We start from the raw sequence: 24,088 nt of genomic DNA on the forward strand, positions 1-24,088 counted from the left end.
GCGCTTTAACAGATTTTGTGTATAATGCGCGGCGTTTTCTCATCTGGAGTTTTCACGTTGTCCGATACTGAACTGAACCATGAATACTGGATGCGCCATGCGCTAATGCTTGCGAAACGCGCTTGGGATGAGGGCGAAGTGCCCGTCGGTGCGGTATTGGTGCATAACAACCAAGTGATTGGTGAAGGCTGGAACCGTCCTATTGGTCGCCACGATCCCACGGCGCATGCGGAAATCATGGCTCTGCGGCAGGGTGGTCTGGTACTGCAAAACTACCGCCTGATTGACACCACTCTTTATGTCACCCTAGAACCCTGCGTAATGTGTGCTGGCGCGATGGTGCATAGTCGCATTGGTCATCTGGTGTTTGGTGCGCGCGATGCCAAAACCGGCGCGGCGGGATCGTTAATCGATGTGCTGCATCATCCGGGCATGAACCACCGGGTCGAGTTTACCGAAGGGGTTTTGGCGGATGAATGCTCCGGCATGCTGAGCGATTTCTTCCGCCATCGTCGTCAGCAGCAAAAGACGCTGAAGTTAGCCGCAAAAGCAACGCCTCCCGCGGCCAACAAGTAGCTTATTTACGCCGTGACATCAAAAACGAAACTGCATCGTTTTGATTCGGCGACGGCATAAATGAGAATAGGCCATAGTGATTCTGATTCAGCTCATCCGATGATACCGCCGGATAAGCTTGCGCTATCGCCATCTCATCCGTTGCCTTCTTCTGTTTTTCCTGCAAATAGCCAACCAAGCTAATCTGATACTTACGGATGTTTTCAACATAGGCATAGGCTTCATGCCCACGCGCATAGCCGTAGGTCAGCTTGCTGTACCACGGCTTTTGACTCAGAAGCGGCAGGCGCTGTTTGACGTCGGCCCAACTATCCGGATTGCCTTTTTGCTTGGCGGTGAGTGCCCGAGCATCGAGCATATGGGCGTAGCCCATGTTATAGGCTGCCAGCGCAAACCAAATCCGCTCTTCCTGTGGCACGCTTTCCGGCACTTTCGTCATCATATCTTCGATATAACGCATGCCGCCGCTAATGCTTTGCTCGGCATCGGTACGGTCGGTCAGCCCCAGACTCTGGGCGGTATTTCTGGTCAGCATCATCAAACCACGTACCCCGGTGGGGGAAGTGGCCAGCGGGTCCCAATGGGACTCCTGATAAGAAATGGCGGCCAGCAGCTTCCAGTCTATTTCGCTGGCGTATTTTTCAAACAGTGGCTGCAGATCGGGCAGCACGCTATCCACCGCACGCAGGAAAGCTCGGGTATCGACGTAGTCGAAGTCATCACCATGGCCGAGGTATTTTTCTTCCAAACGCGCGAGGGTGCCGTCTTCATTAATATTATTGAAGAAGTCGAGCATTGCCGCAGACAGCGTGTTGTCGTCATCCTGCAGGCTAAACCAGGTCACCGGCTGCTCGTCGGTAATATCCAGTGCCACGGCAAGTTCCGGGTGAACGCGTTGGAACAGACCAATGGCGACCGAGTCGGCAATGGTGTAGTCCAGTTTGCCGTCGATAACCGCCTGCATGAGATCGACCGAGCCGCGTTTTTCATCAACGGTCCACGAAAGGTTAGGGTACTTGGTCTCTTTTAAGCTTTGCAGATCGCTAATCACCACTTGCCCCGGTGCAACGGTGAGCTTATCGGCGGTGATGTTGCTCAGATTGCGCGGGCGCGTATTGCCCACGCGATAGACCATCTGCTGCGAAACGGAGTAGTAGGTCGGGCCGGGCTGATAGTTTTTACTGCGTTCGCTGTTATAGACCAGCCCGGCAGCCAGCATATCGGCGTTGCCGTGGTCGAGATCGTCGAAAAGCTGGCTGATGTTCTGCCGAACGGTAATTTTCAACTTCACCCCGAGGTAATCCGCAAACTGCTGGGCGAGCTCGGAGTCGAGCCCAATCTCTTTATTATTAAAGTTGCTATAGGTCAGCGGCGAGAGCACGGTACTGACGCGCAGCTCCCCCCGCTCTTTGATCGCGGCGATTCGGTTTTCTGGTTTGCCAAACCAGGGAATAGATGGCCACAGGGCCGCTGCCAGCAACAGCGTTACAACGCCGATGAGCAGATAATTAATCTTTAGTTTTTTCAAATAGTTAATTCGCTGAGATGTAAGTTGAAATCCCTGACGATATTCTAGTTAGCTACAGATTGAGCGGCATTTTGCTTAAGATTGCGCCAGTTGGCAACTGATTCGCGAGGTGTGTCACATCTATTGGTAAAGTGCGGCAATGATTTTATTTCGACGCAAACGGTTTCGTCAGCGCGCAGGATTCACTATAATAGCGCCCGTTCTCCCCCATTGCGCACACTTAACGCTTCAAAGACGAGAGACTTATAATGGAAATTCTGCGTGGTTCGCCTGCACTGTCTGCATTTCGTATTAACAAACTGCTGACGCGTTTTCAGGCAGCCAACATCCCGGTAAGCAATCTATACGCCGAGTATGTCCATTTTGCCAATTTGGACGCGCCGCTGACTGACGAAGAGCGGGCCCGACTTGAACGACTGTTACAGTATGGCCCAAGCCTCAATAGCCATACACCGACTGGTAAGCTGCTGCTCGTCACTCCTCGCCCTGGCACTATCTCCCCTTGGTCTTCGAAAGCTACCGACATCGCCCACAACTGCGGCCTGCAGCAGGTACTGCGTCTGGAACGTGGTGTGGCGTACTATATTGATGCCGCTAGTCTGACCGCTGAACAGGTTGATGCCGTCGCCGCTGAACTGCACGACCGCATGATGGAGAGCGTATTTGCCTCGCTGCAGGACGCGGAAAAACTGTTTGCTCATCACCAGCCGGCACCCGTTGCGAGTGTCGATCTGCTGGGGCAGGGGCGTCAGGCGCTGATTGACGCTAACATCCGTCTTGGCCTTGCGCTGGCCGAGGATGAAATCGACTACCTGCAGGATGCATTTAAAAAGCTGGGACGTAACCCGAACGACATCGAGCTGTACATGTTCGCGCAGGCAAACTCCGAACATTGCCGCCACAAAATCTTCAACGCCGACTGGATTATCGATGGTCAAAAACAGCCTAAGTCGCTGTTCAAAATGATAAAAAACACCTTCGAAACCACGCCGGAACATGTGCTGTCGGCTTACAAAGATAACGCCGCAGTGATGGAAGGTTCTGAAGTGGGGCGCTACTTTGCCGACTACGCAACCGGCCGCTACGATTTCCATCAGGAACCTGCACATATCCTGATGAAAGTGGAAACTCATAACCACCCAACCGCCATCTCCCCGTGGCCGGGCGCAGCAACCGGTTCTGGCGGCGAAATCCGTGATGAAGGCGCAACCGGACGTGGCGCGAAGCCAAAAGCTGGGCTGGTGGGCTTCTCCGTCTCTAACCTGCGTATCCCTGGTTTTGAACAGCCGTGGGAAGAAGATTTTGGCAAACCGGATCGTATTGTTACCGCTCTCGACATCATGACCGACGGCCCGTTGGGCGGCGCGGCGTTTAACAACGAATTTGGTCGCCCGGCGCTGACTGGTTACTTCCGTACCTATGAAGAAAAAGTGAATAGCCACAACGGCGAAGAGCTGCGCGGTTATCACAAGCCGGTCATGCTGGCAGGCGGGATCGGCAACATTCGCGCCGATCACGTGCAGAAAGGCGAGATCAACGTAGGCGCGAAATTGATCGTGCTCGGTGGTCCGGCTATGAATATCGGTCTGGGCGGCGGCGCGGCATCGTCAATGGCGTCCGGCCAGTCTGATGCTGACCTCGACTTTGCCTCCGTGCAGCGCGATAACCCAGAAATGGAACGTCGTTGCCAGGAAGTCATTGACCGCTGCTGGCAACTGGGCGATGCGAACCCGATTCTGTTTATTCACGACGTTGGCGCAGGTGGCTTATCTAACGCCATGCCGGAGCTGGTAAGCGACGGTGGGCGCGGCGGTAAATTCGAGTTGCGCGACATTCTCAGTGATGAACCCGGCATGAGCCCGCTGGAAATTTGGTGTAACGAATCCCAAGAGCGCTACGTGCTGGCGGTTTCCGCAGACCAACTGCCGCTGTTTGAAGAGCTGTGCAAACGCGAACGTGCGCCTTACGCGGTGATTGGTGAAGCGACCGAAGAGCTGCATCTTTCGATGAATGACCGTCATTTCGACAATCAACCCATCGACCTGCCGTTAGACGTGCTGCTCGGTAAAACACCGAAAATGACCCGTGACGTCCAAACGCTGAAAGCCAAAGGCGAGCAGTTGGCGCGTGAAAGCATTTCCTTGGCCGATGCGGTGAATCGCGTACTGCACCTGCCAACCGTGGCGGAGAAAACCTTCCTTGTTACCATCGGTGACCGTACGGTGACCGGTATGGTAGCACGTGACCAGATGGTAGGGCCGTGGCAGATCCCGGTTGCCAACTGCGCTGTAACCACCGCTAGCCTCGACAGCTACTACGGTGAAGCCATGGCGATTGGCGAACGTGCGCCAGTGGCGCTGTTGGACTTTGCTGCCTCCGCGCGTTTGGCGGTGGGTGAAGCGCTGACCAATATTGCCGCCACGCACATTGGCGACATCAAACAAATCAAACTCTCGGCGAACTGGATGTCTGCCGCCGGTCACCCGGGCGAAGATGCCGGTCTTTATGAGGCGGTTAAAGCCATCGGTGAAGAACTGTGTCCTGAGCTGGGTCTGACTATTCCGGTGGGCAAAGACTCCATGTCGATGAAAACCCGCTGGCAGGAAGGCAACGAGCAGCGCGAGATGACTTCACCGCTGTCGCTGGTTATCACCGCCTTTGCCCGTGTGGAAGATGTGCGTCATACCATCACTCCGCAGCTGGTTACGGAAGATAACGCCCTGCTGCTGATTGACCTGGGTAAAGGCCACAATACGCTGGGCGCCACCGCGTTGGCACAGGTCTACCGCCAACTTGGTGATAAACCTGCGGACGTGCGTGATGTCGCGCAGCTCAAAGGCTTCTACGATGCCATTCAGGCGCTGGTGGCTCAGCGTAAGCTGCTGGCCTATCACGACCGTTCTGACGGTGGTCTGTTGGTTACGCTGGCAGAAATGGCATTTGCCGGTCACTGCGGCGTGGAAGCGGATATTGCTACGCTGGGTGACGATCGTCTGGCTGCGCTGTTTACCGAAGAACTCGGTGTGGTGATTCAGGTACGCGCCGCTGACCGTGAAGCGGTAGAGGCGATTCTGGCCGCTCACGGTCTTGCAGACTGCGTACATTATCTCGGCCAAGCTGTAGCGGGTGACCGTTTCACCCTGACCGCCAACGGTCAGCCGGTATTTAGCGAAAGCCGTACTACGCTGCGTATGTGGTGGGCTGAGACCACTTGGCAGATGCAGCGTCTGCGCGATAACCCAGAAAGCGCTGACCAGGAACATAACGCGAAAGCCAACGATAACGATCCGGGCCTCAACGTGAAGCTCTCCTTCGATATCAACGCCGATGTGGCTGCACCGTACATTGCCACCGGCGCGCGCCCGAAAGTCGCTGTGCTGCGTGAGCAGGGCGTGAACTCCCACGTTGAGATGGCTGCCGCCTTCCACCGTGCGGGCTTTGATGCTATCGACGTGCACATGAGCGATTTGCTGGCAGGTCGTCTTGGCCTTGACGCCTTTGATGCACTGGTCGCCTGCGGCGGCTTCTCTTACGGTGACGTATTAGGCGCGGGCGAGGGTTGGGCGAAATCCATCCTGTTCAACAACCGCGTTCGCGATGAATTTGCGACCTTCTTCCATCGTCCGCAAACGCTGGCGCTGGGCGTGTGCAACGGTTGCCAGATGATGTCTAACCTGCGCGAGCTGATCCCAGGCAGCGACCTGTGGCCACGTTTTGTGCGTAACCACTCCGACCGCTTTGAAGCACGCTTCAGCTTGGTGGAAGTTGCCAGCAGCCCTTCGTTGCTGTTAGCGGGTATGGAAGGTTCACGCATGCCAATCGCGGTTTCTCACGGTGAAGGTCATGTAGAAGTTCGTGACGGCGCGCATCTGGCTGCGCTGGAAAGCAAAGGGTTGGTGGCGCTGCGCTTTGTCGACAACTTTGGCAAAGTAACGGAAACCTATCCGGCTAACCCAAATGGTTCACCGAACGGGATCACCGCGGTCACCAGCGAAAGCGGGCGAGTCACTATCATGATGCCGCACCCTGAGCGTGTGTTCCGTACGGTCGCCAACTCTTGGCACCCGGAGAACTGGGGCGAGGACAGCCCGTGGATGCGAATTTTCCGCAATGCGCGTAAGCAACTCGGTTAAGACTGCCGCATAACACATCAAGCCCCTCTTCGTGAGGGGCTTTTTTATGGCAACGTACTCCCGTAGGCCGGATAAAGCGCGTCAGCGTCGCCATCCGGCATGACACTGAGCTTCAATGCCTGATGGCGCTGCGCTTATCAGGCCTACCTATCCGCACCAACCGTAGGCTGGATAAGGCGCGTCAGCGTCGCCATCCGGCGTGACTCCGAGCCTCGGTGCCTGATGGCGCTACGCTTATCAGGCCTACATATCTGCACCAACCGTAGGCCGGATAAAGCGCGTCAGCGTCGCCATCCGGCATGACACCGAGCTTCAATGCCTGATGGCGCTGCGCTTATCAGGCCAACGGCATTAGCGAAGGTCGCCGAGGCGTCTCAGATGTCGGCAAAGCCCGACATTAGCGGCATCGCAATGTCGCCAAAAGGTGACACTTAATTAATTGATTTGTATGGCCTTTCAGTTTTAATGATAGCGTTGTCGTCAATCGGCGACACTGTGAGCAAAAAACGGTCAAGCCCACACACGCCTCGTTAAGCTATATTCTCTATAACTATCATCATGTTAATTAATTGTTTTGAAATGTGGCACGTATCGTGCATAATATTAACCAGTGGCTCATTCACCTTCTTATGTCAGCCCCTTCGGGACGTGCTACATAAACTTCGAATGACGCACAACAAGGTGCCTGCCGTCCAGCAACTGATAATAGCGCTGCTTTATCAAACATCGGGCGAAACGTTGAGTTAGGCACCGCCTTATTCCAAAACAAAGCCGGGCTTATGCCCGGCTTTGTTGTTTCTGGCCTTTCCCTCTCCGGTAACCTCAGTTAGCATTCCTGTATGTTGCTTTATTGAGACACCGCTTTTGAAACGCCTCTCTCTTTCTCCACGCTCGCTGCGTCAATTGGTGACGCTGTCCTTCTTGCTGATCCTTCTGCCGCTGTTAGTGCTGGCTTGGCAGGCTTGGCAGAGTCTGAATATGCTTAGTGCACAGGCCGAACAGACCAACCGCACCACGCTTATCGATTCGCGACGCAGTGAAGCGATGGCCAATATCGCGCTGGATATGGAGCGTAGCTACCGTCAGTACTGCGTATTGGATGACCCAACGCTTGCAAAGGTGTACCAAAATCAGCGTAAGCGCTATGGCGAGATGCTGGAGGCACATGCCGGCGTGCTGCCTGATATCGCCCTTTACCAGCAACTGCGCCAGAACCTGCAAGATTTGGCGCAGCTACAATGCACCAACAGCGGGCCGCAAAAGCAAGCAGCAGATCATCTTGCGGCGTTTTCCAGCGCCAACGGTGAATTGGTACAGGCGACGCGTACTGTGGTTTTCTCACGAGGGCAGCAGCTACAGCAGGCGATTGCCGAACGAGGTCAGTTCTTCGGCTGGCAGGCTCTGGTGCTATTTTTGGTCAGCCTAGCGATGGTGCTGCTGTTTACCCGTATGATCATCGGCCCGGTGAAGGGGATTGAAAGTATGATCAACCAACTGGGGGAAGGGCAGTCGCTGGATGGCGAAGTGATGTTCCGTGGGCCGCGTGAACTGCGTTCCGTCGGGCAGCGCATTGTTTGGTTGAGCGAACGCTTATCTTGGCTGGAGTCCCAGCGCCATCAGTTTTTGCGCCATCTCTCCCACGAATTAAAAACACCGCTCGCCAGCATGCGCGAGGGCACCGAATTGCTGGCCGATCAGGTTGTTGGGCCGCTTAACGCGGAGCAAAAAGAGGTGGTCGCTATTCTCGACAGCAGCAGCCGTAACCTGCAAACGCTGATAGAGCAGTTGCTGGACTATAATCGCAAGCTTAACGAAACCGCAATCCGCATGGAGCCGGTAGTTCTGGCGCCGTTGGTCGATATGGTGATTGCCGCGCACAGCTTGCCAGCACGGGCTAAAATGATGCACACGCAGATTGACCTACAGACACCGTCCTGTTTGGCAGAACCGACGCTACTGATGAATGCGCTGGATAATCTCTACTCGAATGCGGTGCACTATGGCACTGAATCCGGTAACATTTATCTGCAAAGCCGTCGGGAAGGAACCAGAGTCATCATTGATGTCATCAACGCAGGAACGCCTATCCCGGATGCTGAAAAAATTATGATTTTTGAGCCTTTTTATCAGGGCAGCCACCAACGCAAAGGCGCGGTGAAAGGCAGTGGTCTTGGCTTAAGTCTGGCGCGTGACTCAGTGCGCAAAATGCACGGCGAGCTACATCTTGTAGATACCGAAGACGGCAACGTCTGTTTTCGGATTGAACTTCCACTCCCTGGGCTCGAAAAAACAATCACATGAATCGATATCGAGTGACTATGCCCCAATTTTTAACGCGTATGATTCGGCGACAGCCGTCGTGGCGTGGCGGGTTATTTGGCCTCGCTTGCTTGGCGTTGTCCGGGTGTAATACTTCGCTGACGCCGCATAATGGCGACTCCAGCACCGATGCTAATGAGCCACGCCAGCAGGTCGCCGATTACCTGTCGACCGACTGTGATGATATCTGGACGCTCGGCGGCGATGCCGCGGAAAACAACCCTCTTTATTGGCTGCGCGGCATGGACTGCGCCGACCGGCTTGCGGCGGCACGTGCGCGAGCCGATGCCAATGCGCAGCCGGTAGGCAACTGGCAGGGCGCTTTCAAGCGGGGAATCTTGCTCGCGAATGCTAAAATCACGCCAGCTGAGCGTCGGCAGGTGGTTGCCGATATTGATGCCCTTAGCTCGGCTATTCCCTCACGCATTCGCCCGCTTTATCAGGTCTGGCGAGAAAACCAGTCGTTGCAGCTAACGCTTGCCGAAGAACGCCAGCGCTATGGCAAACTGCAGGAAACCAGCGATGCTCAGCTGGATGCGCTGCGTTTGCAACAACAGCAGCTGCAGGCGGAGCTGGATTTAACCACCCGTAAGCTGCAAAACCTGACGGATATTGAACGCCAGCTCTCCAGCCGCAAGCCGGGGGCCGATATGACCCACGGCGCATCTGATGAGGATAAACATGAGTAACCGTAAACCCGCACACCTGCTACTGGTGGATGACGACCCCGGCCTGCTAAAACTGCTGGGAATGCGTTTGACCAGCGAAGGGTATCGTGTCGTGACCGCTGAAAGCGGCCAACAGGGGCTACGGGTGCTGGCTAAGGAACGCATCGATCTGGTCATTAGCGACTTGCGAATGGACGAGATGGACGGCTTACAGTTGTTTAGCGAAATTCAGAAAGTGCAGCCGAGTATGCCGGTGATCATCCTCACCGCGCACGGCTCTATCCCTGATGCGGTCGCCGCCACCCAGAAGGGGGTCTTTAGCTTCTTGACCAAGCCGGTCGATAAAGACGCGCTGTACAAGGCGATTGATGAAGCGTTGGAACGCTCGTCGCCTGCCATGGATGAACGGTGGCGGGAAGCGATTGTCACCCGCAGCCCGCTGATGCTCCGGCTATTAGAGCAGGCGCAAATGGTGGCGCAGTCTGATGTCAGCGTGCTGATAAACGGTCAAAGCGGTACCGGCAAAGAGATTTTGGCGCAGGCTATCCACAACGCCAGCCCGCGTCACGCGAAGCCTTTTGTGGCGATCAACTGCGGCGCGCTGCCGGAACAGTTGCTCGAGTCCGAGCTGTTTGGTCATGCGCGCGGCGCGTTTACCGGTGCGGTGAGCAATCGGGAAGGGCTATTTCAGGCCGCAGAAGGCGGTACGTTGTTTCTGGATGAAATTGGCGATATGCCAGCACCGTTGCAGGTCAAGTTACTGCGCGTGCTGCAGGAGCGTAAAGTCCGTCCGCTGGGCAGCAACCGCGATCTGGATATCAACGTCCGTATTGTCTCGGCAACTCACCGGGATCTGCCCAAAGCGATGGCGCGCGGCGAGTTCCGTGAGGATCTTTTCTACCGCCTGAACGTCGTCAATCTGAAGATCCCTATGCTAGCCGAGCGTACCGAGGATATTCCGCTGCTTGCGAACTACCTGCTGCGCCAGGCCGCCGATCGCCATAAACCCTTTGTACGTGCCTTTTCGACCGATGCGATGAAGCGGCTGATGGCGGCAAACTGGCCGGGCAATGTGCGCCAATTGGTCAACGTTATCGAACAGTGTGTGGCATTAACTTCTTCGCCGGTGATAAGCGATGCGCTGGTGGAGCAGGCGCTGGAAGGGGAAAATACCGCGCTGCCAACCTTCGTTGAGGCGCGTAATCAGTTTGAACTGAACTACCTGCGTAAGCTGCTGCAAATCACCAAAGGTAACGTCACCCATGCCGCCAGAATGGCAGGGCGAAACCGCACCGAATTCTATAAATTGCTCTCCCGTCATGAACTCGATGCCAACGATTTTAAAGAGTAGCACCGGACATACGTCTGATTTATGATACGGTGAGCAACCGGTTACGCGATAAAAACGACAGGAACACCATGAAAAAAATTGATGCGATTATTAAACCCTTCAAACTCGATGACGTACGTGAAGCGCTGGCGGAAGTGGGCATCACCGGGATGACGGTTACAGAAGTGAAAGGCTTTGGTCGTCAGAAGGGCCACACCGAGCTGTATCGTGGCGCGGAGTACATGGTGGACTTTCTGCCGAAGGTTAAAATTGAAATCGTTGTCACCGACGATATCGTCGATACCTGCGTGGATACCATTATTCGTACCGCCCAGACCGGTAAAATCGGCGACGGTAAAATTTTCGTCTTTGACGTCGCGCGCGTGGTGCGTATTCGTACTGGCGAAGAAGACGACGCCGCAATCTAATCCCACTCTTATCTTCGTAGGCCTGATAAGCATAGCGCCATCAGGCATAAATGCCGGATGGCGGCTGTCGCCTTATCCGGCCTACGCGCCAACTGTTTTACAAGACCTTATGCGGGCCAAAACATTCGTAGTGAATGTTTTCTTGTGATACGCCCAGCTCAACCAACTGTTTCGCCGCGAACTGCATAAATCCTACCGGGCCACACAGATAGAACTGCATCGCCGGAGAGCCGATCGCGTCTGCCATCGGGCTTAAATCCATCGCGCCTTCGCTGTCAAAGCGCACGGCGCTGCGGTCGCTATCCGTCGGCTGGCGGTACCAAGTGTGTGCGCTAAAGTGTGGCAAGCTGGCACCCAGTGCTTTCACTTCATCGGCAAACGCGTGCACTTCGCCGTTTTCTGCCGCATGGAACCAGTTAACCTGGGCGTTATGCTGAGATTTGGCCAGCGTGTCGAGCATTGCCAGCATCGGCGTTTGACCGACGCCTGCGGAAAGCAGGGTGACGGGCGTTGTCTTTTCCACCGACATAAAGAAATCACCGGCAGGTGCTGCCAGATGCACGACGTCACCGACGCTTGCATGGTTGTGCAACCAGCTTGAAACCTGCCCGCCGTCTTCACGTTTCACCGCAATACGGTAGCCTTTACCGTCTGCTTTACGCGTCAGGGAGTACTGGCGGATTTCCTGAAATTCGAAATCTTCCGGTTTCAACCACACGGCCAGATACTGGCCCGGCAGGTAATCCGCGACGGTTCCGCCATCGACCGGGGCAAATTCAAAGCTGGTAATGAGTGCGCTGCGCGGCGTTTTGCCGACGAGACGGAACGGACGAGTGCCTTCCCAGCCGCCGTTTTTACTGGCGCTCTCTTGGTAGATCTCGGCTTCTCGGTTAATAAACACTCCAGCTAGCACACCGTAGGCTTTGCCCCAAGCATCCAGTACTTCTTGACCTGGGCTGAACATTTCATCCAGCGTCGCCAGAAGATGGCCGCCTACGATGTCATACTGCTCTGGTTTAATCTGAAAGCTGGTGTGCTTCTGGGCAATTTTCTCAACCGCAGGCAGCAGCGCTGCCAGGTTTTCAATATTGCTGGCGTAGGCGGCAATTGCGTTGAACAGCGCTTCACGCTGGTCGCCGTTACGCTGATTGCTCATATTGAAAATCTCTTTCAGTTCCGGGTTATGGGCAAACATCCGGTCGTAAAAATGGGCCGTGAGCTTAGGGCCGGTTTCAACCAGCAGAGGGATAGTGGCTTTAACGGTGGCGATGGTTTGTGCATCAAGCATGGCAGGTTTTCCTATGATTATCACTTAATGTTGCATATTAAATGCATCTTATAAAAATACCCCTGCTTTGTAAATGGTTCTTTGTGAGATTGCATAATCTCGGTTACAAGATGAATTATTCGCATCACAAACCTGAAAAGAAATCCACTTTCTAACGTAAGGCCTTTATTCCTCAACCCCTTGTGTAGCCTGAAGGTAAACGTTTGCGTAATTTCGTTTGTCAAGACCTGTTATCACAGAACGATTCAGTTATACTGTTGCCCGTTGTCCAACAGGACTGCCTTTTTCAGGGCAAAATTCTATTGTTAGCTGAGTCAGGAGATGCGGATGTTAAAGCGTGAAATGAACATTGCCGATTATGATGCCGAACTGTGGCAGGCTATGGAGCAAGAAAAAGTACGTCAGGAAGAGCACATTGAACTGATCGCCTCCGAAAACTATACCAGCCCGCGCGTCATGCAGGCACAGGGATCTCAGCTGACCAACAAATATGCTGAAGGTTATCCGGGCAAGCGTTACTACGGTGGCTGTGAATACGTTGATATCGTTGAGCAACTGGCTATCGACCGTGCAAAAGAGCTGTTCGGCGCCGACTACGCTAACGTGCAACCGCACTCCGGTTCTCAGGCTAACTTCGCGGTCTACACCGCGCTGCTGCAGCCAGGCGACACCGTACTAGGCATGAACTTGGCTCAAGGTGGTCACCTGACTCACGGTTCCCCGGTAAACTTCTCCGGTAAACTGTACAACATCATCCCTTACGGTATTGATGAGTCCGGTAAAATTGACTACGAAGACATGGCGAAGCAGGCGCAGGAACACAAACCGAAAATGATCATCGGTGGTTTCTCTGCTTACTCCGGTATCGTTGACTGGGCAAAAATGCGTGAAATCGCTGACAGCATTGGCGCATACCTGTTCGTTGATATGGCGCACGTTGCGGGTCTGATTGCAGCTGGCGTTTACCCGAACCCGGTTCCACACGCGCACGTTGTTACCACGACCACCCATAAAACTCTGGCGGGTCCACGCGGTGGCCTGATCCTTGCGAAGGGCGGCGACGAAGATCTGTACAAGAAACTGAACTCCGCCGTGTTCCCAAGCGCGCAGGGTGGCCCTCTGATGCACGTTATCGCAGGTAAAGCGGTTGCGCTGAAAGAAGCGATGGAACCTGAGTTCAAAGTTTATCAGCAGCAAGTTGCGAAAAACGCCAAAGCGATGGTGGAAGTATTCCTGAACCGTGGTTACAAAGTGGTTTCCGGCGGGACTGAAAACCACCTGTTCCTGCTGGATCTGGTTGATAAAAACCTGACCGGTAAAGAAGCGGATGCAGCACTGGGCCGTGCGAACATCACCGTGAACAAAAACAGCGTACCAAACGATCCGAAGAGCCCGTTTGTGACCTCCGGTATCCGCATCGGTTCTCCGGCTGTTACTCGCCGTGGCTTCAAAGAAGCCGAAGTGAAAGAGCTGGCTGGCTGGATGTGTGACGTTCTGGACAACATCAATGATGAAGCCGTTATCGAGCGCATCAAAGGTAAAGTCTTGGAAATCTGTGCACGCTTCCCGGTTTACGCGTAAGCGCTAATCGTAAGATGCAAAAAAAGGCCGCGCATGCGGCCTTTTTTAATGCCCGATGGCGCTACGCTTATCGGGCCTACAACGCTTTCGTAGGCCTGATAAGGCGAAGCCGCCATCAGGCAAACCATCAACGCCTATCTAACGAAATTTTCCCCGGCCCGACAATCGCCAGCAGCAGGAATGCTCCCGCAATACTGATGTTCTTATAGAAGTTAATCATATTCGGCATCACCGCATCGCCGGTCATATCCCAGTAGTGGTGACCAATTACCGCTGTACCCAGCGTATAGAAAATAAAGAGCACCGCCAGTGGACGGGTAAAGAAGCCGAGGATAATTAGAATCGCCGCCGGTACTTCCATCACAATCGCGATAATGGCGGCCAGCGAAGGCATCGGTGCGCCGGATGACGCCATATATTGTACCGTGCCGTCGAAGTGGAGCATTTTGGGATAGCCGAAGAGAATAAACAGCAGTACCACGGCGATACGAGCAATCAGCAGTAGCAGATCGCGCGATGCGCCAAAATCGAGATAGCGAAGCGAGTTCATGGCCGTTCCTTGTGTCAGTACGTATGATTTAAACGTAATACACAATTCTGTGACCTGCCACACAGGGGAGTAAAATCAGTATTTTGGCTAGCGCGTTCCCTGCCGTCGCTATGCTCGCGCGAAGGCAGGGAAGGACATTTAAAGCGACTTCAGCGGCACACTTTCATCGCACAGCTGTGTCTCACTGACCACGCGCCCTGACTGTATCAGTTTACGCAGTACCCGCACTTCTCGCCCGTTATTCAGCGTTACCGCCCCCAGCAAAGCACCGCCTCGCAGCTTCAGCCAGATAGCCTTGCCGCTCTTCGGGTCTCCACGGCACAGCCAGCTTTCGCCCCGCATTTCACCGACAAACTGCAGGTTATCGCTGTACTGATCGGTCCAGAACCAGCCCGGTGCCGTGGCTGGCAGTGGCTGATTCAGCATCGCGGCGGCGGCGGTTTGCGCCTGCACGTTGGCGTTTTCCCAGCTCTCTATCCGCGACAGCGAACCGTCGGGATGGCGCGTTAACGTGACGTCTCCGGCGGCAAAAATGGCCGGATCGGCGGTGACGCAGGTGGCATCAACGATTATCCCATTGGCCGTTTCAAGCCCGGCGTCGCGAGCCAGGGCGTCGTTAGCGATAATGCCGATACCGTACACCACCGCGTCGGCTGTTAACGTGTCGCCGTTTTGCAGCGTCAGGGTCACAAACTCGCCGTTTTCCACGTGTTCAATGGCGCTGTTGAGCAGCATGCGCACGCCCGCCAACTGATGACGCGCCAGCAGGTAGTCGCGCACCGGCTGTGGGGCGTTGCGGCCCATCACCGTCGACGCCTGTTCCACGACCGTGACCCGGCAGCCGCGCTGGGTTGCGCTGGCCGCGAGCTCAAGCCCGATGGTGCCTGCGCCAACAATCACCACCGATTTTCCCGGCTGCAGGATGTCGCGCAGCCGCGCGGCGTCACCGGCGTGGCGCAGGGTGAAGCTCCGCGAGCCAAGAGCGTCAATCAGCGGTAGCGGACGTGCTGCCGCGCCGGTCGCCAACAGAAGCTGCGTCCAGCGGTAGGTTTGGCCGTCTGCCAGCGTCAGGGTATGCGACGACCGGTCAAGCTGGCGAATCGTCACGCCCAGATGGAGCTGGACATTGTTTTCCTGCCACCACTTGGCGGGGAGCACCGGCTGCAATTGCGGGTTGTCGTCCAGCAACATCGCCTTTGACAGCGGCGGGCGCTCGTAAGGGGGATGCGTTTCGTCAGAAAAAAGATGCAGTTGCCCGCTAAACCCTTGCTGGCGAAGGGCGGCGGCGGCCATTGCCCCCGCCTGGCCGCCGCCAATAATAGCAATAATCTGTTCGTTCATAGCGCTCCTTAAAGATCCAGACCCGCCGCGACGTGGCGGATCCCACGGATCCCCAGGCCGGCATCGGCGTTGATCATCACGCCGCTCAGCGTGCGGTTGTTGCGGCGCGAGGCCAGCATCACGTACGGCCCGGTAAAGTCAGCCGGATCGGGGAAGAATTGCAGGGGCAGAATGGCGGCAATTTTCTCCGGCGTCAGCGACTGCATGATTGAGGTGTTATTTTGCCCCAGCGCCTGCGGGCCGCGCAGGTCGGTCGCCATGCCGCAGGGGCCGACGCCGTTAACGCGGACTTTCGGCGCCAGCTCGTAGGCCAACTGACGAATCAGCCCGGTAGCTGCGTGTTTGCTGGCGGTGTACAGCGGGCCGCCACCACCTGGATACCAAGCCGCATTAGAAAGGGTGAAAATGATGCTGCCTTCGCTGGCAATCAGCGCCGGAGCGCAGGCTTTTGCGCCCAGTAGGTAGCCCAGCACGTTAACGTTGAACAGCTCATGAAAACCGCTTTCCAACGCATCCGCCGGAGTATTCACCAGTGAAGCGTTGTGATCCCAGATGCCAGCATTGCCGATAAAGCAGTCCAGCTTGCCGAAGACGGTGAGGATCTGATCGACCGCGCGCTGGTAGTCGGCGTAGCAGGTCACATTGCCTTCGACGGCCAGCACGTGTTCGCCAAAACGCTGACGCAGGCTGGCGACCTTCGCCGCCGACAGTTCTAGGGTGGCGACCTTCGCGCCTTCTTCGATAAAGCGTTCGACCAGCGCCAGCCCGAGCCCGGAGCCGCCGCCGGTGATAAACACCACGTTGTCGTGTAAATCGCTCATCAGGCCTCCTCAGGAATATCGATAAATACCTCGCCACCTTCCACATGAACGGCGTAGGTGGTGAGCGGGTCGGTTGCGGGTAGGCACAGCGCCTTGCCGGTTTTCAGGCAGAAGCTGGCGGCGTGTAGCGGGCATTCGACGGTGGCATCGTCTTCCAGATAGCCTTCGGACATCGACGCGTTACCGTGGCTACAGCGATCGTTAATGGCAAAAAATTCACCGCCGACGTGGAACAGGGCGATAACGGGTGAGGTTTCCAAGCGGAGGGCTTCTCCCTCCGGCAGCGCCTCGGTGGCGCAGGCAAATACGCGATTCATCAGAAAAGGATACTCAGGTTGTGGGAGGTGATCACCGCCTGATCGAGCACGATCTCACGTGCCAGCAGACGCCACGTACCGTCGGACAGCCGACGGACTTTATCCACGCGGGTGCCCACATAAAACGTTTCGTCACGTTCCTTTTGGGCACGGTACAGCAGGTAGTTGAGGCGGACGGCGAAGACGTCCGGCTGGTCGGTTTCACTTACCTGCAGGTTGCTTATCATATGGCGGGTGCGCGAAGGCGGCTCTTCCGCCCACGCCATGCCGGTTTCCAGCCGCGCGATGCGGCGTTCAAGCTGGTCTTTGTTGTCGTTGAAAATCCAGGTGGTTGGCGGCTGTATACCTTTACGACGGTCGCGGGTCTGGGCGTTGACGGTGGTTCGCATGGTGTAACGAATCTCTTCGTCCAACTGCGCCAGCCAGTCGCGGAACTGCCAGTCGTCGAGCAACCGTGCCTCCTCATAAAGAAACTGGCCGATGCGGTGATGCAGTTCCAGAGAGACTAATGCGCTCATTTCATCACCTCCTGCTGGTAAGCGGCGGTTTTTTCCTGCACTTCCTGCCAGCTTTCGCTGCTGAGCAGGTCGGCCCAGCGCTGGTACATGCCGCGGGCGGCGGTTTCCGAGAAGATGTAGTTGGTGATCCCCGGAATGCCGTCGTCACGACGTTTTTCCTGGCCTAAGCCCATTTCCAGACACAGATTGGTGTTCCGCGCCCGGTGTCCTTTCAGCAGCTTTTGAATCTCACACCAGTTTTCTGAATCGTCCTGCTCGAGGAAACCGGCAGGGCCGAAGGCGCGGGTGGCGCTGTTTTCAAACGCCGCTTTCACTTCGTCAGAGGCGGCTTTGTCGGTAATGCAGAACGCCCAAACCTCCACCTGATCCGGTCCGCGCGGGTGCCAGATACGCAATGTGGCGGTGCCGTTGAGCCACGAAAGGGTCGGAAATATGTTGTTGTGACCGGCCAGACGCAGAGCACGTACTTTGCCCAACCGCTGCTCGGCTTCCTCATAGGTTTCGCGGTAGTAGCTGGAAACTGCACCATCAACCCAGACGTTAGCATCGGGTTTTTCGGTGAAGAAGAAGCCGCTGCCGTGTCCATCCTGACCAAACTGTAATGCGTCTTTCGCCGTTTCCCAGACCGGGCGCGCAGTCTGACCATCGCCGAGGCGTTTGGAACTGTCGTCATCTTTCGCGCCCAGCACCTGCACGGCGGAAGCGTGGCTGAACAGCGCGTGATACTGGTCGCTGGCGAACTGCTCGGCGGGGAATTTCCAGTTACAGTCGATAACCCATTTCTGGACGCCGCCGACGATCTCGGTGCCGCCTTCGCGTCTGTCCAGCACACCGTCGAGATACCAAGCCATATCGCCGAGGTAATCGAGAAGATTAGGGGCGCTGGTGTCCCAGTTGCCGAAAATCAGCCCCTTGTAGCTTTCCACGCACGGCACTTCGTTAAGACCCCAGTGTGATTTACACAGCCCTTGCGGATAGGCACGCGGCTCCAGCGGCACATCAATCAGCTCGCCGTTGATGCCGTAAGACCAGCCGTGATATGGGCAGGTAAAGGCGCGGGTGTTTCCGCAATCAGCGTAGCTCACGCGCATGGCGCGGTGACGACACTGGTTTAAAAATGCCTTAATGCTGCCATCTTTCTGGCGCACTACAACCACGGCATCTTCGCCCATGTAGGTGTTAAAGAAGTCGCCCGCTTTCGGGATCTGGCTTTCATGGGCCAGAAATAGCCAGCAGCGACCAAAGATCCGCTCCAGCTCGAGCTGATAGATATCGGGGTCGGTGTAAATTCGCGGAGTAACCCGACCGTTTTGGGTATCCACCAGATGGTAGATGTCAGTTTTCGCTTTTGTGGTCATATTTTTTTAATCCTGCGGGGTAAGAGGTATTGACCTTTTCTTTTTTGTGTCATCCTTATGTTGCTTGTGGGTTATCGGTATGTGAAATAGATAATTTCTACTACTTGATACGTTTTATCGATAACAAGGAGAAGGGAATGGAATTGAGGCACTTACGCTATTTTGTCGCGGTGGCGCGGGAGTTGAACTTCACGCGCGCCGCGGAGAAACTGCATACCTCACAGCCGTCCCTGAGTAGTCAAATTCGCGATCTGGAGCAGTGCGTGGGCACGCCTTTGCTGGAGCGCGATAAACGTAAGGTCACGCTAACGGCGGCGGGCGTGTGTTTTTTTCAGGATGCGCAGGCCATTCTGGACAATGCAGAACAGGCTAAACTGCGCGCCCGAAAGGCTGCGTTAAATAACGATCATCTGGCCATCGGTTTTGTTCCTTCCGCTGAGGTGAACCTGCTGCCAAAAGTGCTACCTATGCTCCGCATGCGTCAGCCGGACACGCACATTGAGCTGGCGAGCCTAATCACCACGCAGCAAGAGGAGAAGCTGCGCAGCGGCGAGCTGGATGTCGGCCTGATGCGCTACCCCATTCATGGTCAGGATATTGAGGCCATCGAACTGTTTCATGAGCCGCTGGTGGTCGTGCTGCCGGTGAATCATCCGCTGGCAAAGGAAGCGCGTATCTCCGCGCAGCAACTGCACGGCGTGAACTTTGTCACCACCGATCCCGACTATTCCGGCGAGCTTTCAGCGGTGGTGAAAGCGTGGTTTGAGAAAGAGCGCAGTCAGCCAAATATTGTGCAGGTGGCAACCAATATTCTGGTGACCATGAACCTGGTCGGCATGGGGCTGGGCGTGACTTTGATACCCGGTTATATGAATAATTTTAATACCGGCCAGGTGGTTTTTCGGCCAATTGATGGCGAAGCGCCAACGCTGGCTCTGCTTATGGCGTGGAAAAAGGGCGAGCAAAAGCCTGCCTTAAGGGATTTTATTGAGCTGGCACAGCGGCCGCTGATGATGGTGGAACGCTAAGGCGGCGTTTTTCATGCGGGTCATAATTAATTGTACAGACAGCAAAAAGGAAAAAAACAGAAGGTGATCTTTGTCACAATTATCTCGTAAGCATGAGCGTTAGTACTCTCTTGTTTGTGTGGTAAGTCATTAGACTATCGCCTCCAAACGGGAGGAACCATGGTCTTGCACTCCACACGCTGGTTAGCGCTCAGTTATTTCACCTACTTTTTTAGTTACGGTATTTTTCTTCCTTTCTGGAGCGTCTGGCTCAAAGGGGCCGGGCTGTCGCCTGAAACTATCGGTCTCTTGCTGGGCGCGGGCCTAGTCGCTCGTTTTTTGGGAAGCTTGCTGATCGCTCCACGTGTTAACGATCCGTCGCGATTGATCCGCGTCATGCGCATTCTGAGCTTGATAACGCTGCTGTTTGTGCTGATGTTCTGGGCGGGAACCCACGTCGCCTGGCTGATGGTGGTGATGGTTGGCTTTAACCTGTTCTTCTCGCCGCTGGTGCCGTTAACCGACGCGCTGGCGAATACTTGGCAAAAACAAATAACCATGGACTATGGGCGAGTACGCCTGTGGGGGTCTATTGCGTTTGTTATTGGTTCTGCACTGACCGGCAAGCTGGTGAGTCTGTATGGCTACCAGGTGATCTTATTGATGCTCAGTCTTGGGGCCGCTTCTATGCTGCTCGGGATGCTGCTGAAACCTTCGGTTATGCCGCTTGGGGAGTCACGCCATCAGGAACATGTCGGCTGGTCGACTTGGCGTGCACTGGTCGTGCAAAACTGGCGCTTCCTAGCCTGCGTCAGCATGCTACAAGGGGCACATGCCGCTTACTATGGCTTCAGTGCGATCTACTGGGAGGGCGCCGGTTATTCGGCCTCGGCGATTGGCTATTTATGGTCGTTGGGCGTGGTCGCTGAAGTGGTGATCTTCGCGCTGAGTAAAAAACTGTTCCGTCGCTTTAGCGCGCGCGATCTGCTGCTGCTTTCAGCCATTTGCGGCGTCATCCGTTGGGGGCTGATGGGCTGGACGACCAGCCTGCCATGGTTGATTTTGATTCAGATCCTGCACTGCGGCACCTTCACGGTCTGCCATTTGGCGGCGATGCGCTACATTGCGGCGCGGCAGGGCGGTGAGGTTATTCGTCTACAAGCGGTTTATTCCGCTGTTGCCATGGGCGGCAGCATCGCCGTAATGACCATGTTTGCTGGCTTCCTTTATCAGCATTTGCACCAGGGGTTGTTCTGGGTGATGGCGCTGGTAGTGCTACCGGCACTGGTGCTACGACCTAAAGCGGTAACGCCCTAGGTCTCGAGCATTTTGCAGATGTGCTGCTGCTGATGCTCGCTGAGAGGTTGTTCTGCGTGAATCAGCGGCGGTGAGAACAGCGGCAGGACGATGGCGTAGGGCGAAATCACCAGCGTGCTGTCTTTCGGTGCCCCTTCTTTCTGGAAGATTGGCACCGCCAGATATTTCACATTGAGCGGCAGTAAGGTTAATTCCCGCAGCTGCTGCTCAATCTCCTGTTCAAGCGAAGGATTATCGCCCGTTAACAACACAACTTGTTTCTCGTGCAATTCGCTTTCCTGCATTAATCCTGCGCCAAAGATGACCGCAATCAGTGCCGCTTCATCATCACTGAAGCACAGGGCGTACCGCGCTTCAAACTCTAGCAGCGCCGTCCGCGTTGTGCGGATGAGTCGCGGGTAGAGGCGATTAATCTCTTCGGATAAATGATTGTCGATACCGATGTCAAAGACGCAGCGGTTGAGCGCCTGCGCCAGATGGATATAAAGGTGATTGATGACGCCGCCCTCGTCGGTGAATCGGCAGTTGGCGATGCGTTGAAAATGATCAACCAATTGCGTCACGGCAAGCTGCAGCTGCTGGTCTTGCTCACATGCGTCATTTTGCGGGTCAGGGACTTTGAGCAGCATAAATAACAGCGCCAGAAACTGCTGTTCGTTGTGGTTAGGCGTTCGCTGTACGCGGCGCTGCCAATGACGCACGATCTCCGCCGCGGTCTGGAATTCGACGGTTGCTCGGGTCCACGTATTTTGCAGCGGGCTAAACTGCGGGCTTTCGCCTTGATGATGCTGTAATAAACAGTACTGCAAATAGAGGCGCAAAAAATGCCCGTCGCGGGACTCAAACTGCCGTTGCAGGCTGCGTCCACAGCGGTTGACGAGCGCCTGCAGATTCGTTTCATCATAGAGATTACGGGCGATCTTTAGCTGTTTAAGCCGCGTTTTGAGCGCCGGTGTAAAATGGTGAATAACAAAATGCGGACATAGGCGCAATGCGCGGCGCAGCCAGTGCAGTAAGCACAGGCGCTGGTCGAGATTTGTGCCTTCAATCCGATAGCTGCCATCCGCCAGAGTGGCGATAGCCAGACGATGGTAACGCGCGATCTCCAGTCCAGCCTCAACGATATCTTGCCGGCTTGTTGAAACATCGACATTATTCACTTTGCCAATGTCTTCTGGCGTAATGACGTGTCCTGGGAGATAGAGCATCAGCAGCGCCTGGCAGCGGCGCTGCGGACTGGAAAGCACAGATGGCGGTTCGGGTACGGTCATCATCTGTTGGCATCCAGCTGCAGGTAGTAGGAATAAGCGTAGACAAAAGATAACGGTAGTTAACGGGCTTTCGCTAAGGAATGCTGGCGGCGGTCACAGAATTTTTCACTGAGGAACGGATGAAGAGAGTGAAACAATGCGTGGTTCTGGTGTTTCTTGCGGTTTTATCGTTATCCGCCCGCGCGCACCCGCACAGTTTTATCACCATCACCAATCAATTGGTGGTCAGTGACGGCCAACTGACGGGGATGAAAATGCGCTGGACGATGGATGAGCTGACTTCCGCCGATCTGTTATATGACGCCGGTAACGCCAAACCGGGTGATGAAGTATGGAAAAAACTGGCCGCAGAAGTGATGGCAAATGTGCTGGGGCAACATTATTTCACCGAATTCTGGCATGGCGGCAAGAAAGTGAAGTTTGAAAATCTTCCTACGGCCTATGGCCTGGCACGTGAAGGGCATCAGGCGATACTGACATTTACTTTGCCGCTGGCGAAGCCGCAGCCTTTGGCGGGGCAAACCTATACCTTTTCAACCTTTGACCCAACTTACTATGTCGATATGAGCTACGAACACGAGGCCGATGTCGCTTTTGCTCCCGACTTTAAAGGCGCATGCAAAGTGAATGTGCACACGCCAAAACCCAATGAAGATATGCTCATGTACGCTCAGTCTCTCGACAAAGAAGACGCACCGGCGGAAGACATGGAGCTAGGTAAACAGTTTGCGCAGAAGGTCACCATCAAATGTCAGTGATTTCCACGCGCCGTCAGCCTTCAAGCCGCTGGTTACAGCTGTGGCCGCTGTTGCTATTTGCGGTTGTAGCTGTTGTTGGACTGCTGTGGTTATGGCAGTTCTGGCCGCAGGTGATGCTAAAAAGCGTTATCTGGCAGCGTGATGTTAACCAGCAAATGAGCGGTTTGCTAAAAGCGGTTGCCGCCAATCCGGGGCAGGCAGGAATGACGTTGCTGCTGTTTAGTTTTGTTTATGGTGTGCTGCATGCGCTAGGGCCGGGGCACGGCAAAATCGTAATTACGACCTGGCTTGCGACCCATCCATCAAAACTGAAATCGAGCATTGGCCTGACGCTGGCTGCTTCTTTATTACAGGGGCTGGTGGCCATCGGCCTCGTGGTAATTGTGCTGACGATTTTGCAGTTACCCGCGCGGCAACTTCATCTGAGCAGCTTCTGGCTGGAAAAAGCTAGCTACGCGCTGGTGGGCGTGCTTGGGCTCCTGCTGTGCTGGCGGGCGTTGAAAAAACTGCGTGCGCTACTGCGCAAACCAACCTTCACCGCGTTTACGCCGCATCATGTTCACCATGAGGGCTGCGGCTGCGGGCATCAACATTTGCCCAATCCCGATCAACTTTCCCAGGGCGACGACTGGCGCGCCCGACTGATGATTATTCTCTCAATGGGAATGCGTCCCTGCTCCGGTGCCATTATGGTGCTGCTGTTTAGTAAAGTGATAGGCGTGTTTGCCTGGGGCGTGGCGTCGGCGCTGGCGATGGCGGCGGGAACGTCATTAACCATCTCTTCGCTCGCGCTGTTGGTGCATGGTTTCCGGACGCTGGCGGTAAAGCTGAGCGGTAATAAAACTCCGGTGCTGTGGCGACAGGTGGGCTGGACGACGCTGGCGTTAGCCGGAGGTGTGATTCTGTTGGCGGCGGCGGTGGTCATGTGGGTGAGCGCGGTGCCGGTAGGCCGAGGGCTAAGGCCGTTCTAGCTTTGCCA

At 55.3% G+C, this 24,088-nt stretch carries 20 protein-coding genes; 11 read left to right on the top strand and 9 right to left on the bottom strand.

What is annotated here, in order from left to right; translation table 11 throughout:
* The first annotated feature begins 24 nt into the window (after positions 1–24).
* A complete protein-coding gene (gene tadA / locus AB4K05_RS18025; RefSeq protein WP_368481309.1) occupies positions 25–576 on the top strand; it encodes a tRNA adenosine(34) deaminase TadA in 552 nt (183 codons plus the stop codon).
* Position 577: 1 nt separating this feature from the next.
* Here the strand turns inward: tadA and mltF are convergent, their stop codons facing one another.
* Entirely contained in the window at positions 578–2,104 is a 1,527-nt protein-coding gene (gene mltF / locus AB4K05_RS18030; RefSeq protein ID WP_368481310.1) for a membrane-bound lytic murein transglycosylase MltF, read from the bottom strand.
* Positions 2,105–2,349: 245 nt separating this feature from the next.
* Between mltF and purL the strand changes: the two genes are divergently transcribed.
* From purL to glnB, 5 genes are all read left to right on the top strand, one after another.
* Entirely contained in the window at positions 2,350–6,237 is a 3,888-nt protein-coding gene (gene purL / locus AB4K05_RS18035; protein ID WP_368481441.1) for a phosphoribosylformylglycinamidine synthase, read from the top strand.
* 864 nt (positions 6,238–7,101) lie between these two features.
* A complete protein-coding gene (locus AB4K05_RS18040; protein ID WP_368481311.1) occupies positions 7,102–8,538 on the top strand; it encodes a sensor histidine kinase in 1,437 nt (478 codons plus the stop codon).
* Positions 8,539–8,555: 17 nt separating this feature from the next.
* Complete coding sequence (gene qseG, locus AB4K05_RS18045; protein WP_368481312.1) at positions 8,556–9,245, top strand: two-component system QseEF-associated lipoprotein QseG; 690 nt, start codon at positions 8,556–8,558, stop codon at positions 9,243–9,245.
* Complete coding sequence (glrR, locus tag AB4K05_RS18050; protein WP_368481313.1) at positions 9,238–10,575, top strand: two-component system response regulator GlrR; 1,338 nt, start codon at positions 9,238–9,240, stop codon at positions 10,573–10,575. The genes qseG and glrR overlap by 8 nt, the downstream gene beginning before the upstream one ends.
* A gap of 68 nt (positions 10,576–10,643) precedes the next feature.
* The gene (gene glnB / locus AB4K05_RS18055) at positions 10,644–10,982 is read left to right on the top strand and encodes a nitrogen regulatory protein P-II (protein WP_002438074.1); all 339 of its coding nucleotides are present in this window, start codon (positions 10,644–10,646) and stop codon (positions 10,980–10,982) included.
* A 97-nt stretch (positions 10,983–11,079) separates the two neighbouring features.
* Here the strand turns inward: glnB and hmpA are convergent, their stop codons facing one another.
* On the bottom strand, positions 11,080–12,270 hold the full coding sequence (gene hmpA, locus AB4K05_RS18060; protein WP_368481314.1) for an NO-inducible flavohemoprotein: 1,191 nt from the start codon (positions 12,268–12,270) through the stop codon (positions 11,080–11,082).
* Between the two features lie 327 nt (positions 12,271–12,597).
* Here hmpA and glyA point away from each other — a divergent pair, with 327 nt between their 5' ends.
* A complete protein-coding gene (glyA, locus tag AB4K05_RS18065; protein ID WP_368481315.1) occupies positions 12,598–13,851 on the top strand; it encodes a serine hydroxymethyltransferase in 1,254 nt (417 codons plus the stop codon).
* Positions 13,852–13,978: 127 nt separating this feature from the next.
* Here glyA and AB4K05_RS18070 read toward each other — a convergent pair whose 3' ends face one another.
* From AB4K05_RS18070 to hcaE, 6 genes are all read right to left on the bottom strand, one after another.
* Positions 13,979–14,401, bottom strand: a complete 423-nt coding sequence (locus tag AB4K05_RS18070) for a DoxX family protein (RefSeq protein WP_368481316.1) — start codon at positions 14,399–14,401, stop codon at positions 13,979–13,981.
* 138 nt (positions 14,402–14,539) lie between these two features.
* The gene (gene hcaD / locus AB4K05_RS18075; RefSeq protein WP_368481317.1) at positions 14,540–15,742 is read right to left on the bottom strand and encodes a phenylpropionate dioxygenase ferredoxin reductase subunit; all 1,203 of its coding nucleotides are present in this window, start codon (positions 15,740–15,742) and stop codon (positions 14,540–14,542) included.
* An 8-nt stretch (positions 15,743–15,750) separates the two neighbouring features.
* Positions 15,751–16,563: a 3-phenylpropionate-dihydrodiol/cinnamic acid-dihydrodiol dehydrogenase gene (gene hcaB, locus AB4K05_RS18080; RefSeq protein WP_368481318.1), complete on the bottom strand. Its 813-nt coding sequence runs from the start codon at positions 16,561–16,563 to the stop codon at positions 15,751–15,753.
* The gene (hcaC, locus tag AB4K05_RS18085) at positions 16,563–16,880 is read right to left on the bottom strand and encodes a 3-phenylpropionate/cinnamic acid dioxygenase ferredoxin subunit (protein ID WP_368481319.1); all 318 of its coding nucleotides are present in this window, start codon (positions 16,878–16,880) and stop codon (positions 16,563–16,565) included. Before hcaC ends, hcaB begins: the two co-directional genes overlap by 1 nt.
* Positions 16,880–17,398 (bottom strand): 3-phenylpropionate/cinnamic acid dioxygenase subunit beta, encoded by a 519-nt coding sequence (hcaF, locus tag AB4K05_RS18090; RefSeq protein WP_368481320.1) that lies wholly within the window; start codon positions 17,396–17,398, stop codon positions 16,880–16,882. Before hcaF ends, hcaC begins: the two co-directional genes overlap by 1 nt.
* Entirely contained in the window at positions 17,395–18,756 is a 1,362-nt protein-coding gene (gene hcaE, locus AB4K05_RS18095; RefSeq protein ID WP_368481321.1) for a 3-phenylpropionate/cinnamic acid dioxygenase subunit alpha, read from the bottom strand. Before hcaE ends, hcaF begins: the two co-directional genes overlap by 4 nt.
* Before the next feature lie 137 nt (positions 18,757–18,893).
* Between hcaE and hcaR the strand changes: the two genes are divergently transcribed.
* Together hcaR and AB4K05_RS18105 are read left to right on the top strand one after the other, a co-directional pair.
* On the top strand, positions 18,894–19,784 hold the full coding sequence (gene hcaR / locus AB4K05_RS18100) for a DNA-binding transcriptional regulator HcaR (protein ID WP_368481322.1): 891 nt from the start codon (positions 18,894–18,896) through the stop codon (positions 19,782–19,784).
* A 159-nt stretch (positions 19,785–19,943) separates the two neighbouring features.
* On the top strand, positions 19,944–21,080 hold the full coding sequence (locus AB4K05_RS18105; RefSeq protein ID WP_368481323.1) for a 3-phenylpropionate MFS transporter: 1,137 nt from the start codon (positions 19,944–19,946) through the stop codon (positions 21,078–21,080).
* Here AB4K05_RS18105 and csiE read toward each other — a convergent pair.
* Positions 21,077–22,354 carry a stationary phase inducible protein CsiE gene (gene csiE / locus AB4K05_RS18110; RefSeq protein WP_368481324.1) on the bottom strand — a complete coding sequence of 426 codons (1,278 nt, stop codon included), beginning with the start codon at positions 22,352–22,354 and terminating at the stop codon, positions 21,077–21,079. The genes AB4K05_RS18105 and csiE overlap by 4 nt on opposite strands.
* A gap of 116 nt (positions 22,355–22,470) precedes the next feature.
* On the opposite strand from csiE, the gene AB4K05_RS18115 reads away from it, so the two are divergent.
* Entirely contained in the window at positions 22,471–23,109 is a 639-nt protein-coding gene (locus tag AB4K05_RS18115; protein ID WP_368481325.1) for a DUF1007 family protein, read from the top strand.
* Positions 23,100–24,080, top strand: coding sequence for a nickel/cobalt transporter (locus tag AB4K05_RS18120; protein WP_368481326.1), 981 nt, complete (start codon positions 23,100–23,102; stop codon positions 24,078–24,080). The genes AB4K05_RS18115 and AB4K05_RS18120 overlap by 10 nt, the downstream gene beginning before the upstream one ends.
* Positions 24,081–24,088 lie beyond the last annotated feature (8 nt).

It is taken from the genome of Kluyvera sp. STS39-E (assembly GCF_040932435.1).
GTDB lineage: Bacteria > Pseudomonadota > Gammaproteobacteria > Enterobacterales > Enterobacteriaceae > Kluyvera.